The organism is Amycolatopsis sp. TNS106 (assembly GCF_019330265.1).
Taxonomy (GTDB): Bacteria; Actinomycetota; Actinomycetes; order Mycobacteriales; family Pseudonocardiaceae; genus Amycolatopsis; species Amycolatopsis lurida.
Map to the genome: position 1 here is coordinate 3,322,183 of NZ_CP024972.1, position 15,536 is coordinate 3,337,718.

Consider the following 15,536-nt stretch of genomic DNA (forward strand, 5'->3'; position numbering starts at 1 on the left):
GGATACATCCTCAGCTCCGCCAACACGCTCAGAAGATCTCGTCGGTGAGGAAGTCGAAGACCTTGTCGACAGCGGCGTCGAAGAGCAGGTCGTCGAATTCGTCGTCCTTGTCGCCCGCCGCGTAGGCCAGCAGCAGCTTCTTCAGCGGCTTGGCGACCTTCTTGCGGTCTTCGGGATCCAGCTCGCCGAGGCGTTCACCCAGCCGCTCGATGTCGGCCAGCACCTTGGCAACGGCTTTCTTGTCCGCCATCACGAAATCCCCAGTTCGGTGGCCAGGAAGTCGACGACCTCGTCCGCGGTCGCGTCCTCCAGCCGTCCGCCGACGTCGCTCCCCGGCGTGGTGATGCCGTCGAGCAGGGACCGCAGCCGACCGGCGACCGCGGTCCGGCCGTCGTCGTCGACGGCGGTCAGGCGTTCCGCGAGCCGGTCGAGTTCGGCGAGCACCGCGTCGGCCGCGCTGAGCGACGGCGGGGCCAGTTCGGCCAGCAGGTGCCCGGCGAGCGCGGCGACGGTCGGATGGTCGAACACCGCGGTGGCCGACAGGCGCAAGCCGGTGACGGTGTTGACCCGGTTGCGCAGTTCCACCGACGTCAGCGAGTCGAAGCCGAGGTCCTTGAACGCGCGGGCCGGATCGATCATGCCGCCCGCCTCGTGGCCGAGGACGGCGGCGGCGTTGTGCCGCACCAGGTCGATCAGCAGGGCCGTGCGCTCCTCGTCGGGCAGTGCGGTGAGCCGCTCGCCGAGACCGGCGCCGCAGGTGGCCGCGGGCGCCGCCGCGCGCCGGGTGGTGACCTTCGCGAGACCGCGCAGCACAGGCGCCACTTCGGTGGTCCTGGCGTGGGCGCGCAACGCGGCACGGTCCAGTTCGATCGGCAGGACGGTGGTGAACCCGCCGTCGAGGGCGGCGTCGAACCGGGCCAGCCCGGACTCCGCGGTCAACGGCGGCAGGCCTTCGCGGGCCATGCGGTCGACGTCGTTCTCGGCCAGCCCGCTGCCCATGCCCTCCCGCCAAAGTCCCCACGCGAGCGAGACCGCGGGCAAGCCCTGCGTCCTGCGGTGGACCGCCAAGGCGTCCAGGAACGTGTTCGCGGCGGCGTAGGAGGCTTGGCCCGCGGAGCCGACGATCCCGGACACCGACGAGTAGAGCGCGAAGAACGCGAGGTCGTGGCCGAGGGTGAGTTCGTGCAGGTGCCAGGCAGCGTCCGCCTTGGGGCGCAACACTTTCGCGAGCCTCTGAGGGGTCAGGCCGGTCAGCACGCCGTCGTCGAGGACACCCGCGGTGTGCACGACGCCGGTCAGCTGGACCCCGTCCAGCAGCGCGGCGAGCGCGGTCCGATCGGCGACGTCACAGCCCACGACCCGGACTTCGGCGCCGAGGCCGGTGAGTTCCGCCGCCAGCTCGCCCGCGCCCGGCGCGTCCGGGCCGCGGCGGCTGGTGAGCAGCAGCCTGCGGACGCCGTGCGCGGTCACGAGATGCCTCGCGACGAGCGCCCCGAGCCCGCCCGTACCGCCGGTGACGAGCACCGTCCGGTCCGGATCGAGCGCTCGCGGGACGGTGAGCGCGACCTTGCCGACATGCCTGGCCTGGCTGACGAACCGGAACGCGTCGGGCGCGTGCCGGACGTCCCAGGTCCGCACCGGCAACGGGGCGAGCGCACCCTGGTCGAACAAGGTGATCAGCTCGGCCCAGATCTCGGCGGTGCGGGTCCGGCCCGCTTCGATCAGGTCGAAGGCGCGGTAGGCGACGTCCGCCGGTTCGCGGACGTCGGTCTTGCCCATTTCGAGGAACCGGCCGCCGGACGCCGTCACGGCGAGCGAGGCGTCGACGAACTCGCCCGCGAGGGAGTTGAGCACGACGTCGACCCCGCGCCCGCCGGTCGCGGTCCGGAAGGCCTCGGCGAAGTCGAGGGTCCGTGAAGAGGCGATGTGATCCGACGGCAGCCCGGCCGCGCGAAGGACGTGCTGCTTGCCCTCGCTCGCGGTGCCGAACACCTCGGCGCCCAGATGACGCGCGAGCTGCGTCGCGGCCATCCCGACCCCGCCCGCGGCCGAATGGATCAGGATCGACTCGCCCGCCTTCAGCCCGGCCAGGTCGACCAGCGCGTAGTAGGCGGTCAGGAAGACGAGCGGCACGGTCGCGGCCTGCTCGTCGGTCCAGGCGTCCGGGACCCGCGTCAAGAACGGGCGTTCGCCGACGGCGACCGGGCCGATCGCACCGTGCACCATGCCCATCACGCGGTCGCCCGGCGCCAGGTCGGTCACCGCGGCACCGGTGGCCAGCACGGTCCCGGCGATCTCGCAGCCCAGCGGCCCGGCCTCTCCGGGGTACATGCCCAGGACGTTCAGCACGTCACGGAAGTTCAGCCCCGCCGCGCGGACGGCGACGCGCACGTCCTCCGGCCCGAGTTCCGGCTCGTCGGCGGTCTCCAGGACGAGGTCGTCGACCGTGCCCTCACCGGACTTGCCCAGCCGCCAAGGCCCGCCTGGCGGCAGCAGGACTCCCGCGCCCGCCTCGGCGATCCTCGGGACGAGCGGGACGCCGTCGCGCACGGCGACCTGCGGTTCCCCGGTCGCCACCGCCATCGGCACGTCTTCGGCCTCGCCGTCGACGAGGACGAACCGGCCGTGGTGCTCGGCCTGGGCACTGCGCACCAGGCCCCAGATCGACGCGGCCGCCGGATCCGTGGCGTCCGGCCCCGCCGCGTGTCGCGTGTGGACGACCAAAGTGGACTCTTCCCGCGTCACCCAGTCCTGGAGCACTTCCAGGACACGGGCGCCGAGCTCGTGCGCGGAACTGACCGGGTCGCCTTCGGACAGCACCGACAGCACCGCGGGCTTGCCGGGAACGACCTCCGGATACGCCGTGCACGCCACCGGTTCCGGAACCGCGATCGGCGTCCAGTCCACAGTGAACAGTCCACCGGGGAGTTCCCGACCGCGGGCGGCCGGGCGGCGGACGACCAGCGAACCGACGCTGAGCACCTCGGCACCCGAGGGGTCGACGGCGACCAGCGACACGGTGTCCGCCGCGTGGAACGTGATCCGCAGCCGCAGCGCGCTCGCGCCGCTCGCCCGCAGGCGGACGTCCGACCAGGAGAAGGGCAGCCCACCGGCGGATTCCGCCGACTCCCGGAAGAACATCGCGTGCAGTCCGGCGTCCAGCAGGGCCGGATGGATGCCGAAGCCGCCGTCCTCGTCGGCGGGAAGCGCGACCTCGGCGTGGACGTCGTCGCCGTCGACCCACACCGAACGCAGGCCACGGAACACGCCCTCGTAGCCGAAGCCGGGGAGGTTGTCGTAGAAGCCTTCCAGGGACTGGGCTTCTCCCGGAGGCGGCCACTCGACAGTCGAGGGGACGGCATCGGTCTCGGGAATGAGGACGCCGTTCGCGTGCCGCGTCCACTCCTCGCCGTGCTCCGGTCGCGAATGGACGGTGACCGCTCGGCGGCCGTCGTCGTCCGCGGCGGTCACCACCACCTGCACCTCGGCCGCGGCCGACAGCACGAGCGGGGCACCCAGGGTGAGTTCCTCCACCCGTCCGCAGCCCGTTTCGGCTCCGGCGTGCAGCGCGAGTTCGAGGAATCCGGTGCCGGGGAAGAGAACGTCGTCGCCGACGCGGTGGCCGTCCAGCCAGGGCTGATCGGTCGTCGAGAGCCGCGCGGTGAACACGGTGTCGCCGCCGGGCACCGCGACCACCGCCCCGAGGAGCGGGTGTTCGGCGCGGCGCAGGCCGAGGCCGCGCGCGTCCCCACCCGGACCTGGGGTGAGCCAGTACTTCGACCGCTGGAACGGGTAGGTCGGGAGGTCGATCCGGCGCCCGCCCGGAGCGAGCGCGGCGAAGTCGACGTCCACCCCGCGGACATGGGCGGCGCCCAGCGCGGTAAGCAGTTCGGGGACTTCGGGCCGGTCACGACGGAGCAGCGGACGCGCGACACCGTCGTCGACCAGCGCCGAGAGGACGCCGTCCGGGCCGAGTTCGAGATAGGTGCCGCACCCGTTGTCCCGCAACACACCCAGCGCGTCGGCGAAGCGGACGGTCGCTTCGACGTGGCGGATCCAGTAGCCGGCGGACCCGTGTCCGCCGATCTCGCCGGTGACCGTCGAGACGATCGGCAGGTTCGCGGGGTGGTAGTCGGCGAGCCGGGCGATCCGGGCGAAGTCGTCGAGCATGTCCCGCATCAACGGCGAGTGGAACGCGTGGCTGACGTTGAGCCCTTTGACCTTGCCGTCGAAGCCGCTGATCGCCGTCTCCAGCGCGTCGCGGGCGCCGGACAGCACGACCGCGTCCTCGCCGTTGACCGCCGCGATCCCGGCGCGTTCCTCGTGCCCGGACAGCAACGCGCGAGCGGTTTCCTCGGAGGCGCGCAGGGATACCATCGCGCCGCCTCCGGGCAGCTCACGCATGAGCCGTCCACGCGCGGTCACCAGCATCGCCGCGTCGGACAGCGACAGCACACCGGCGACGTGCGCGGCCGCGAACTCGCCGACCGAATGCCCGCACAGGTAGGCGGGGGTGACACCCCAGGACTCCAGCAGCCGGAAGAGGGCGACCTCGACGGCGAACAACGCGGGCTGCGCGTAGTCGGTGCGGTCGAGCAACGCCGGATCCGCCTCGCCGAACACCACGTCGCGCAGCGGCGGATCGAGCTGGAGGTCGACGTGTGCGCAGACTTCGTCGAAAGCCTCGGCGTAGCCGTCGTAAGCGTCGTAAAGCTCGCGGCCCATCGCGATCCGCTGGGCGCCCTGCCCGGTGAACAGGTACGCGAGTTCGGCGGGCTCCTGGAGCGGGCCACCGCGAAGCACCCGCTCGTCGAACGCGGTCAGCGCTTCCGCCAGGCTCGCGGTGTCCGAGGCCAGGACGAAGGCGCGTTCGGCCAGCGTCGCCCGGGTCTTGGCGAGTGAGAAGGCGAGGTCCGCCGGGTGCGCGTCGAGGGCGGCGAGCTGCGCCGCTTGGGCGCGCAGCGCTTCCGGATCGGCCGCCGAAAACGTGACGGCGACCGGGGATTGCGCCGAGGGCGCGGTCGCGGTGGGCACGGTGAGCCCTGGTTCTTCCAGGATCAGGTGGGCGTTCGTGCCGGAGATGCCGAACGACGACACCGCGGCCCGGCGCGGTTCCTCACCACGCGGCCAGGCGACCGGCTCGGCCAGCAGCGAGACCGCGCCGGCGGACCAGTCGACCGCCGGGGTCGGATCGGCACCGTGCAGGGTGCGCGGCAACCGGCCGTGCCGCAGCGCCATGATCATCTTGATCACCCCGGCCGCGCCCGCGGCCGCCTGCGCGTGCCCGATGTTGGCCTTCACCGAACCCAGCCACAGCGGCGTTTCCCGGCCCCGGCCGTAGGTCGCGAGCAGCGCCTGCGCCTCGATCGGATCACCGAGCGTGGTTCCCGTGCCGTGCGCCTCGACGACGTCCACAGTGGACGCTCCGACGCCGGCGTCGGCCAGCGCGGCACGGATCACCCGTTGCTGGGACGGGCCGTTCGGCGCGGTGAGCCCGTTCGACGCGCCGTCGGAGTTGACCGCGCTCCCCCGGATCACCGCGAGCACCGGATGTCCGTGCCGTTCGGCGTCGGAAAGCCTTTCCAGGACGAACATCCCGGCGCCTTCTGCCCACGCGGTCCCGTCCGCCGCGGCCGAGAACGGCTTGCAGCGCCCGTCCGGCGCGAGGCCGCGCTGGTTCGAGAAGGCCACGAACGGGCCGGGCGTGCCGAGCACGGCGACCCCACCGGCGAGCGCGAGTCCGCATTCGCCGTTCCGCAGCGCGCGGACCGCGAGATGCAGCGCGACCAGCGAGCCGGAGCAGGCGGTGTCGACGGTCAACGCGGGCCCCTGAAGGCCCAGGGTGTACGCGATCCGTCCGGAGACGACGCTCGGCGCGCTGCCGGTGAGCAGGAGCCCGTCGAGCCCTTCGGGCGCGTCGGCCAGGCGGGTGCCGTATTCCTGCGGCTCGGCGCCGACGAACACCCCGGTCCGGCTGCCGGTCAAGGTTCCGGCGTCGATCCCGGCGCGTTCCAGCGCCTCCCACGCCGTCTCCAGGACCAGCCGCTGCTGCGGGTCCATCGCCAGCGCCTCGCGCGGCGAGATCCCGAAGAATCCGGCGTCGAACTCGGCCGCGCCGGGCAGGAATCCGCCGTGGCGCACGTAGGTCTTGCCCGGGGTGCCCGGGCGCGGATCGTAGAGGCCGTCGACGTCCCAGCCGCGGTCACGGGGGAATTCCGTGACCACGTCCCTTCCTTCGTCCACAAGGGACCAGAGATCTTCGGGCGAGTCCGCGCCGCCGGGGAAGCGGCAGCCGATGCCGACGATCACGATCGGTTCGCCGGTGGCCGCGTCCCCGTCCGCGGTGCCCGCGGCCTCGGCTCCGAAGAGACACTCGCCGAGGAAGTCCGCCAACGATTCTGGGCCAGGATGGTCGTAGGCCAGGGTCACCGGCAGGTCGAGCCCGGTCTCGGCGGTCAGCCACGCGTGCAGCTTCACCGCCAGCAGGGAATCGAATCCGAGATCGGCGAAGGTCCGGCCGGGCGGAAGTGGCCCGTCCAGCACCGCCGACGTCGCCCGGCGCACCAGGCCCAGCAGTATGCGGCGCCGCTCGGCGCGCGGCCTGCTTTCCAGCCGTCGCAGGGAATCCAGCTCGGTCATGCGCGCACTCGCCACCTCGGGTCGCCCGGCACAGGGAAGTCGCGGTCCAGCTAGCCACAGCGGCCGTCGCGGGCGGGGCGGAACTGTTCCACCGCCGGGTAACCGGCCGCTCCCCTGCCCGGTTTCCGGGCCGTGGGCAAGCGGTGGAAAAGGTATCCGGCGCGCCGGGACGGAATCGTTAACGTGGTTTTCGGCGAACCGGATTTCAGCGCCGAGAACCGTAGCCGCACGAGAACGCCGGCGTCCGCCGTGCCGGCCCGCGGTCGTCCGCGCGACGCCAGACACCAGTGCCGGAGGTAACGCCGATGACCCTGTCTCCCGTCGAAGAACGCATCCTGCCCGGCCCCCGCGCCGAGGCGGCGCCACCGACGAGCATGCTGTGCCCCGATTTCCCGTTCGCCTACGACGACTGGCTCCGCCATCCCGCCGGGCTCGGCCGCGTGCCGCGCCAGGCGCACGGCACCGAGGTCGCGGTGATCGGCGGCGGCCTGTCCGGGATGGTGGCCGCCTACGAGCTGATGAAGCTCGGCCTCAAACCGGTGATCTACGAAGCCGAACAACTCGGCGGCCGGATGCGCTCGGTGAGCCTGCCCGGGTATCCGGACGCCGTCGCCGAACTGGGCGCGATGCGGTTCCCGCCGTCCGCCGGGGCGCTGTTCCACTACATCGACAAGGTGGGGCTGGAGACGACGCCGTTTCCCAACCCGCTCTCGCCCGCGTCACCGAGCACGGTGATCAACCTGCACGGCGAGAACCACTGGGCGCGCACGCCCGCCGACCTGCCGCCGGTGTACGGCGAGGTCAACGACGCCTGGACGAAGACGCTCCAGGAGCAGGCCGACATGTCACTGATGGAGGACGCCATCCGGCGCCGGGACATCCCGACCATCAAGGCACTGTGGAACCATCTGGTCACCAAGTTCGACAACGTGTCGTTCTACGGTTTCCTGACCTCGTCGCCGCTGTTCTCGTCCTTCGAGCACCGCGAGATCTTCGGCCAGGTCGGCTTCGGCTGCGGCGGCTGGGACACCGACTTCCCCAACTCCGCGCTCGAAATCCTGCGGGTGATCTGCACCGACACCAGCGACGAGCACCACCGGATCCTCGGCGGCTGCCAACAGCTGCCGCTCGGGCTGTGGGCCGACGAGCCCGCCGATCTCGAATACTGGCCGTCCGGCACATCGCTGAAAAGCCTGCACGGTGGCGAACCGCGGCCGGCGGTGGTGCGGATCGACCGCACCGGCCGCGGGTTCACCATCGAGGACGCGAACCGCGACGTGCGCACGTATCCGGCGGCGATCTTCGCCGCGCAGAACTGGAACCTGCTCTCGGGGATGAAGAGCGACGACGCCCTGCTGCCGCAGCCGGTCTGGACCGCGCTGGAGCGCACCCACTACATGGGCGCGTCGAAACTGTTCGTCATCACCGACCGACCGTTCTGGCTCGACCAGGACCCGGCGACCGGCCGCGACGTGATGAGCACGACGCTCACCGACCGCATCCCGCGCGGGGTCTACCTGATCGACAACGGTCCCGACGAGCCCGGCACGATGCTGCTGTCCTACACCTGGAACGACGACTCGCTCAAGGTCGCTTCGCTGAGCCCGGACGAGCGGCTCGACGTGATGCTCTCCGCGCTGGCCAAGATCTATCCGGGCGTCGACATCCGTTCGCACATGATCGGCCCGCCGATCGCGATCACCTGGGAGACGCAGCCCCATTTCAAGGGCGCCTTCAAATCCTGCCTCCCCGGCAGCTACCGCTACCAGCGGCGCCTGTTCACCCAGTTCATGCAGCGTGACGCCGCCGAGCACCATCGCGGCTTCTTCCTCGCCGGCGACGACGTCGCGTGGATCGCCGGTTTCTCCGAGAGCGCGGTCACCACCGCGCTGAACGCCGTGTGGGGCGTCGTCGAGCACCTGGGCGGCGGCACCCATCCGGACAACCCCGGTCCCGGCGACGTGTTCGACGAAATCGCCCCGGTGAGCCTGGATTGACAGCGGAAAGGACTTCCCCATGTTCGCGAAGATCTATTCCCCCGACGCGGTCACCGGCGGCGCGGCCTTCGAACAGCAGGCCCTCCGCGTCGCCGAGGTACTGCGGGACCGCGGCGTCGGCTCCGGCGACCGTGTCCTGCTCAAGGCCGACAACACGCTGGCCTATCTGACGATCCTCGTCGCGCTGATGCACGTCGGCGCGTCGGTGGTGCTCGTCGACCACATGGAGCACGCCGACCGCACGGCCGAAACGATCGCCGGCTCCGGTGTCGTGCTGGCCGTCATCGACGACGACGCGCCGATGCCGCCGGACGCGCCGTCGGCCTACACCTACGAGATCATGGTCGCGGCCGCCGATCGGGCCCCGACGGACGTCCAGTTGCGTTTCGACGTCTGGGAAAAGCTGCCCGACAGTCTCGTGATGTGGTCGTCGGGTTCGACCGGCGTCCCCAAGGGCGTCGCGAAGAACGGCGCGCGGTTCCTGAAGAACCTCGAACGCAACGCCGATCTGGTCGGCCACGTCGCGGACGACGTCCTCCTGCCGCTGCTGCCGTTCAACCATCAATACGGCCTTTCGATGGTGATGATCGCGTGGCTGCGGGACTGCTCGCTGGTGATCGCGCCCTACCGCCGCCCTGACCGGGCGCTGCGCCTGGCCGGACGCGCCGGGGCGACGGTCGTCGACGCGACGCCGTCCACCTATCGCAGCCTGTTCAACATCATCGGCAAACGCCCGGCGCTCAAAGAGGAATTCTCCCGGGTGCGCATGCTCTGCAGCGGCGCCGCGCCGCTCGAACCCGGCGTCGTGGAACAGGCCGAGGAGCTGTTCGGCATGCCGCTGCTCGACAGCTACGGCAGCACCGAGATGGGCAACGTCGCCTTCGCCAACATCGGGAACCCGCGCGGTTGCGGGCAGATCGTCGAAGGACTGGCCCTGGAGGTCCGCGCCGACGACGGCACCGTGCTGCCCCACGGCGAGATCGGGGAACTGTTCGTCCTCGACCCCGACCTCATGGAGGGCTACCTCGACGCCACCGGGCAGGTGACCCCCGTCGACCGCGGCTGGTACGCGACCGGCGACCTCGGCCGTCTCGACGCGGACGGGAACCTGTTCGTCGTCGGGCGCAAACGGGCGGTGCACCGCAACGGGCACACCCTGCACCCCGAGGTGATCGAGCACCGGCTGGCCGGGGAAGGCTGCTCGGCGAAGATCGTCGCGCTGCCCGACCAGCGGCGCGGGTCGAGCCTGGTCTTCGTCGTCGAGGACGACGCGCGGCGGGACTCGCGGTACTGGCGCGACCGGATCTGCGGTGTGCTGCCGCCCGCCGAGCAGCCGAATCGCGTCCTCGTCACCGACCAGTTCCCGTTGAACCGCAACGGGAAACCGGACCGGAAGCGGCTGGAGCAATTCGCCGCCGCCGAACAACTCTGATCCCCACCACGAAACCGGGTGTGCGCAGTGGAAAGTTCCACCGATGCCGTCCTGTTCCCCGGCATGGGCCCGGCCCGTGCTCGCGAACTGGGCCGCTTCCTCGTCATCGATCCCCTGGCCCGGCGCCTGCTCGGCGAGGCAGAGCGCGCGCTCGGCCGCTCCCTGCTGGATCCGCTCGCCAGAACGGACGAGGAGTACACCGAGCACACCCAGATCGCGTTCGTGCTCGCGTCGCTGGCCTTGGCCGAACGCGCCGAGCGGGAGCACGGGCTGGTGCCGGTCGCGGTCGGCGGCGCCAGTTTCGGTGAACGCGCCGCCGTGGTCCGCGCGGGCGCCCTTCCCGTGGCGGATCTCGTCCGGCTCGTCGACGCCGTCGCCCGGCGGGAACGGGAGTACTTCGAGACGGCGCACCAGGACCTCGTCAGCCAGTTCATCGTGCGCACGCCGGAGGCCGCGCTCGGCGGGATCCTCGACGGGATCGGCCACGAACTCTCCGGCCGCTTCGACGACGAGGTCCACCTGGTGACGCTGCGCGAGTCCGATTTGGACGAATTCGTCCGGCGGGTCCGGGCCACGGGCGGTTACGCGCTCACCACCATGCGTCCCGCGGCGCACGCGCGGATGCTCGGCGGACTGCGGGACAGGCTGGCGGAAGAAGTCTTCGGCGGGTTCGAGTTCGCCGACCCGGAACTGCCTGTCGTGTCCGATCAGGACGGTGAGCCGGTCCGGACCGGCGGCGAGGTGGCGTCGCTCCTGCTGGAGTCGACGGTCAACGCGGTCCGGCTGCCGGGGCTGGTCCACCGGTTCGCCACGCTCGGCGTCGGCCGCGTTCTCGTCGCCGGTCCGGACCACCTGCTCCACCGGCTGCCCGGGCTGACGTCGGCGTTCGCCCTGCTGCGCGCCGACCTCCGGGACACGCTGAAACCGAGACGACGGCCCCGCCTGCGAGAGGCGGTGGCCGCATGAGCACCAAGGTCCGCGACGTCGCGACGATCATGGTGTCCTGCCTGGCGCAGCTGATGGTCGCGATCGACATGACCGTGCTGCATCTGGCGGTCCCCGCGCTGACCACGCAGCTCGGCGCGTCGGCCGAGGAACTGCTGTGGATCGCGGACGTCTACGGGTTCGCCATGGGCGGCCTGCTGGTGACCATGGGCAATTTCGGCGACCGGTTCGGCAGGCGCCGGGTGCTCCTGATCGGGGTCGCCGCGTTCGCGGTCGGCTCACTGGTGGCGGCCTACGCACCTACCGCCGAACTGCTCATCGTGGCCCGCGCGCTGCTGGGTGTAGCGGGTGCCGCCGTGTTGCCTTCGACGACTTCGTTGCTGCGCGCGGTTTTCACCACGCAGCGAGCGCGGACCGCCGCGGTCGGGGTCACCGCCGGGGTTTCGGCCGCGGGCTTCGCCATCGGCCCGATCGTCGGCGGGGTTCTGCTGGAACATTTCTGGTGGGGTTCGGTGTTCCTCGTCAACATCCCGGTGGCGCTGCTGATCCTCGGCGCCGCCCGCGTCGTCCCGGAATCGCGGTCCAACGGCCGGTTGCGGCTCGACCTGCCCAGTGTGCTGCTGTCCATCGTCGGGCTAATCGCCGTGGTGTACGCGCTGAAAGGCGCGTTCTACGTCGGGCTCTGGTACCCGGAGGTGCTCGGCGCGTTCGCCCTCGGAGGCGCGTCGCTGCTGTGGTTCGCCCGGCGCCAGCGACGGCTGGAGCAACCGCTGATCGACCTGGACCTGTTCCGGCGCCGCGGTTTCTCGGCGTCGGTCGGCTCGAATCTGGTGTCGGTGTTCACGATGTCCGCGTTCGCGCTCATCTCCAGCCAGTACTTCCAGCTCGTGCTGGGCTGGAGCCCGCTGCGCTCCGGGCTGGCCTTCGTGCCCGGCGCCGTCGCCGCGCTCGTCGCGGGCGGTGTCGTGGCGGCCAAGGCGGTGCGCCGGTTCGGCCGGGCGCCGACGGTCTCGGGCGGGCTGGCGCTGGCGTCGATCGGCTTCGGGTTGTTCGGCGCGATCAGCACGGACTCGTCGTACCTGCTGGTGCTGGCCGCGCAGGTGGCTTTCGGCGCGGGTGCCGGGCTCACCCTGACCGTCACCGGCGACACCATCCTCGGCACCGTCCCCCGGGATCGGGCCGGTGCCGCGTCGGCGATCTCCGCCACCGCCTACGAACTCGGCGGCTCACTCGGGATCGCGGTGGTCGGCAGCGTGCTGTCGGCGGTCTACCACGCCGAGCTGACGCTGCCCGCCGGTGTGCCGCCCGATCTGGCCGCGCAGGTGCGGGAATCGTTCAGCGCCACCGCGGCGGTCGCGACCGGCCTGCCCGAACCGGTGGCGACGGCGGTCCGGACGGCGGCCGAGGAATCGTTCGTCGGCGGCATCCGGACGAGCATGCTGGGCAGCGCGGCGGTGATGACGATCCTCGCGCTGGTGGCGCTACGAAGCTTGCGGGGCGTGCCGAAGGTGATCGAGACCGATGTTCCGCCCCCACAACCCGCCCCGACCCCGCTGCCCTGACTGGTCGCGCGAGTCCGTGAAGGCCTCCTTGAGGGACTCTGGGTCCCTCAAGGAGGCCTTCACGGACTTGGGCGGGATCGTGGTCCGCCGGGGCAACTATGCTGGCCGAAGGTGCCCCGGCCGCCTGAGCTCCCGACCGAACGGTCCTCCTTGCGCCATGCTCGGAGCGACCGTCGCCCGGCCGCGCCGTGGTCCCGCGCCGGCCGAGGAGGGAAATGGGAGCGACGGCCGTCACGAGCGCCGGACCGGAGGACGCGCAGGCCGCGTTGGACCGCGTGCTCACCGGTCCCGGCGCGATCTGGGTGGTGCACGGGCCGCCGGGCAGTGGCCGCAGCACCGTTCTCTCCGGTCTCGCGCAGCGCGGCCGCCGCTCCGGTGCCGCCGTGCTGGCCGTGCCCGCCGGCCTCGAACCAGGGACCGTCCTCCTCCGGCTGACGACCCAGCTGGTCGAGCTGATCACCGCCCTCGACCGCCCCGAGCTGGTCAGCATGCTCAGCGCGGTCGCCTGGCTGCGGACCCGGCTCGAGTCGGGTTCCGGCGCCGGACCGCAGACGACGGCCCACGATCTCGTCACCGTCCTCGCCACGCTCGCCCCGCGCGGCCGCATCGTCCTGCAGTTCGACGACTTCGACCTGCTGCCACCGGAACTCGCCACCGTGCTCACCCTGGTCGCCGAGGGCGCCCGCGCCACCGGGACGGTCACCGTCGCGACCGTGACCGGCCGGAGCAGGCGGGACGGCCCGGTCGGCAAGGTGTTCGCCGTCGCCGACGGCACGATCGGTCTCCGGCCGCTGACCGCCGCCGAGACGACGGCGCTGCTCCCCGGCTGGACGACCCGCGCCGGGCGGATCGCGAGCGATCCGGCGCTCGTCACGGCGGTGCGCGCCGCGCTCGGACCGCTGTTCGGAAATCCCGGCACGGTCGCCGCGACGGTCGCGGGCCTGCGCGCCTCCGGCAGGCTGTCGGTCATCGACGAGCACGTGTGCCTGACCGGCGCGGGAACGCCGATCGTGCTGCCCGGCGGGCATCCCGAGACGCTCCTGCCGCGGCGGCTCGGGCCGCGTGCCCGGCGGCTGGCCGCCATCGTCGCGGTGCTGAGCGAACAAAGCGCTCCCACTCTCGAAAGACTGCCCTGGCTGGCCTCCGCGGCGGCGCTGGCGCCGTCCAGCGCGGGCCAGGCCCTCGACGATCTGGTCCGGGCCGGGATCCTGCGCACCGGGACCGGCGGCACGATCGAGTTCGTCGTCCCCGCGCTGGCCGACAGCCTCCGCTTGGCGCACGGCGTGCGCTGGCGCACCGTGCTGCACCGGCGGATCGTCCGGGAGCGGCGATCCGCCGGGATCGCCCCGTATCTCGCGGAGCTTCCGCCGTCGCCGCCGGACCCCGAGGCCGCCGGCCTGCTGCTCGAAGCGGCGGCGGACGCCGACCTGCCGACCGCCCGCCGCTATCGGAGAGCGGCGCTCCGGCGGCTCGCTCCCGCCGACACCCGCTTCCCCGAAACGCTCCGCGCGCTGCTCGCGGACAGCCTCGCGGCCGGTGAGTACGGCACGCTGGCCGACGACCTCGCCACCGTCGTCGCACCGCGGCTCACCGGCGCCGAGCCGTCCGCCACCACGCTGCTGTGCTGGCTCGGCGCCCTCGCCCATGAACAGCGGCTCGCCGAACTCGACGTCGTTCGGCCCTTGGCCGCCGGAGTCGGCCGCGCCCTCGACGCGGCTCACGAATGCCACCGTCTGCTGGACGCGGTCAACCGGGCCGACCGGCCGGTGGCCGCCGAGGCGATCCGGGCGCTCGCGCGTGCCTGCGGCGCCGAAGACGACCGGTTGTTCGCCCTCGGCGCCGGGATCCTTCTCGGCTCGTTGCCCGGCGACGGTGGCAGACCTGCCGACGAATGGCTGGTGTCGACGGAAATGCCGCCGCACGAGGACGTCGCGGAGGCCGCCGACGTGCTCGACACCGTCAGCGTGCTGAAAGTCCTGCTACGCGGCCGCTATCAGCCGCCCTCGACCGGGTTCTCAGGTGACTGGCATGCCATCCGGCAGGCCTACCGCGAGGGCGAGTGGGACTTGGCGTTGTCGCTGGCGCGGCGGCTCGAAGGCGACCGCCTGTGGTGGGACCCGCCCCGTCGCCACCGGTTCGCGAGCGTGTTCGCCGCGGAGATCTGTGCCCAGCGCGATCAGCCGGACCGAGCCGCGGAATGGTTGCGCCGCTTGCCTTTCCGGACGTCCGCCGACGCCTGCGCCGCCTGGGTCCGCTGCCGGCTGCATCAGACCGAAGGACGGCACGACGAGGCGGTGGAGCGCGGCTGGCGGGATTACCTCGACTGCCGCGAACGCGGTGTGCGCGCGGGGATGGAACGGCTCCTCGCGCGGCTCCTGTACGGCGCGCGGCGCCAAGGCGACACCGAATCCGTGACCCGTCTGCTCTCCGAAGTGGAGAATCTCGCGACCCGATGCCCGACCGCGTCGGTCCAGGAGGCGGCCCTGGTGTGCGGCGGGCTCGTGCGCGGGGACCTGGAGTCGGTGCGCGCGGGGGTCAAACTGGCCCGGCAGTCCGGCGACGCGTTCCGGATCGCCGAGGCGTGCACGGCGTTCGGCGAGGTGAGCCCGGTCCCCGGGCCGTCACTGCTGGAAGCGCACCGGACGTTGGAGCGGCTCGGCGCGGTCGCCGAGCTGACGTCCGTTTCGGCACTGCTCGAACGGCACCGCATCGCCTTCTCGCCGGAACAGGCGGACCGGACCGACCGGGCGGCGCTGGATCCCTTGGAGCGCCACATCGTCGGCCTGATCGCGAGCGGCCACACGAACCGGCAGATCGCGGCGGCGCTGCAGGTCAGCGAGAAACGCGTCGAAGCGCGGTTGACGTCGCTGTTCGAGCGCACCGGCAGTCATTCCCGGGTGGAGCTGGCCGCGGCGTGGCTGCAGGGCCGCCTCGGCACGGCGGCGCCCGCCGGTTCCTGAC

At 72.2% G+C, this 15,536-nt stretch carries 7 protein-coding genes; 5 read left to right on the forward strand and 2 right to left on the reverse strand.

Annotated features, from left to right (window positions below; all coding sequences use genetic code 11):
• Positions 1-28: 28 nt before the first annotated feature.
• Positions 29-250, reverse strand: coding sequence for a hypothetical protein (locus CVV72_RS14740; RefSeq protein WP_219152973.1), 222 nt, complete (start codon positions 248-250; stop codon positions 29-31).
• The gene (locus CVV72_RS14745) at positions 250-6,639 is read right to left on the reverse strand and encodes a type I polyketide synthase (protein ID WP_219152974.1); all 6,390 of its coding nucleotides are present in this window, start codon (positions 6,637-6,639) and stop codon (positions 250-252) included. Before CVV72_RS14745 ends, CVV72_RS14740 begins: the two co-directional genes overlap by 1 nt.
• A 305-nt stretch (positions 6,640-6,944) precedes the next feature.
• Between CVV72_RS14745 and CVV72_RS14750 the strand changes: the two genes are divergently transcribed.
• The 5 genes from CVV72_RS14750 (at position 6,945) to CVV72_RS14770 (ending at position 15,535) form a co-directional block, all read left to right on the forward strand.
• Positions 6,945-8,636, forward strand: a complete 1,692-nt coding sequence (locus CVV72_RS14750; RefSeq protein ID WP_219152975.1) for an NAD(P)/FAD-dependent oxidoreductase — start codon at positions 6,945-6,947, stop codon at positions 8,634-8,636.
• A 19-nt stretch (positions 8,637-8,655) separates the two neighbouring features.
• Complete coding sequence (locus CVV72_RS14755) at positions 8,656-10,068, forward strand: class I adenylate-forming enzyme family protein (RefSeq protein ID WP_219152976.1); 1,413 nt, start codon at positions 8,656-8,658, stop codon at positions 10,066-10,068.
• Positions 10,069-10,095: 27 nt separating this feature from the next.
• The gene (locus CVV72_RS14760; protein WP_255632698.1) at positions 10,096-11,034 is read left to right on the forward strand and encodes an ACP S-malonyltransferase; all 939 of its coding nucleotides are present in this window, start codon (positions 10,096-10,098) and stop codon (positions 11,032-11,034) included.
• Positions 11,031-12,575, forward strand: a complete 1,545-nt coding sequence (locus CVV72_RS14765) for an MFS transporter (RefSeq protein ID WP_219152977.1) — start codon at positions 11,031-11,033, stop codon at positions 12,573-12,575. The genes CVV72_RS14760 and CVV72_RS14765 overlap by 4 nt, the downstream gene beginning before the upstream one ends.
• A 215-nt stretch (positions 12,576-12,790) precedes the next feature.
• Positions 12,791-15,535, forward strand: a complete 2,745-nt coding sequence (locus CVV72_RS14770) for a LuxR family transcriptional regulator (protein ID WP_219152978.1) — start codon at positions 12,791-12,793, stop codon at positions 15,533-15,535.
• Position 15,536 lies beyond the last annotated feature (1 nt).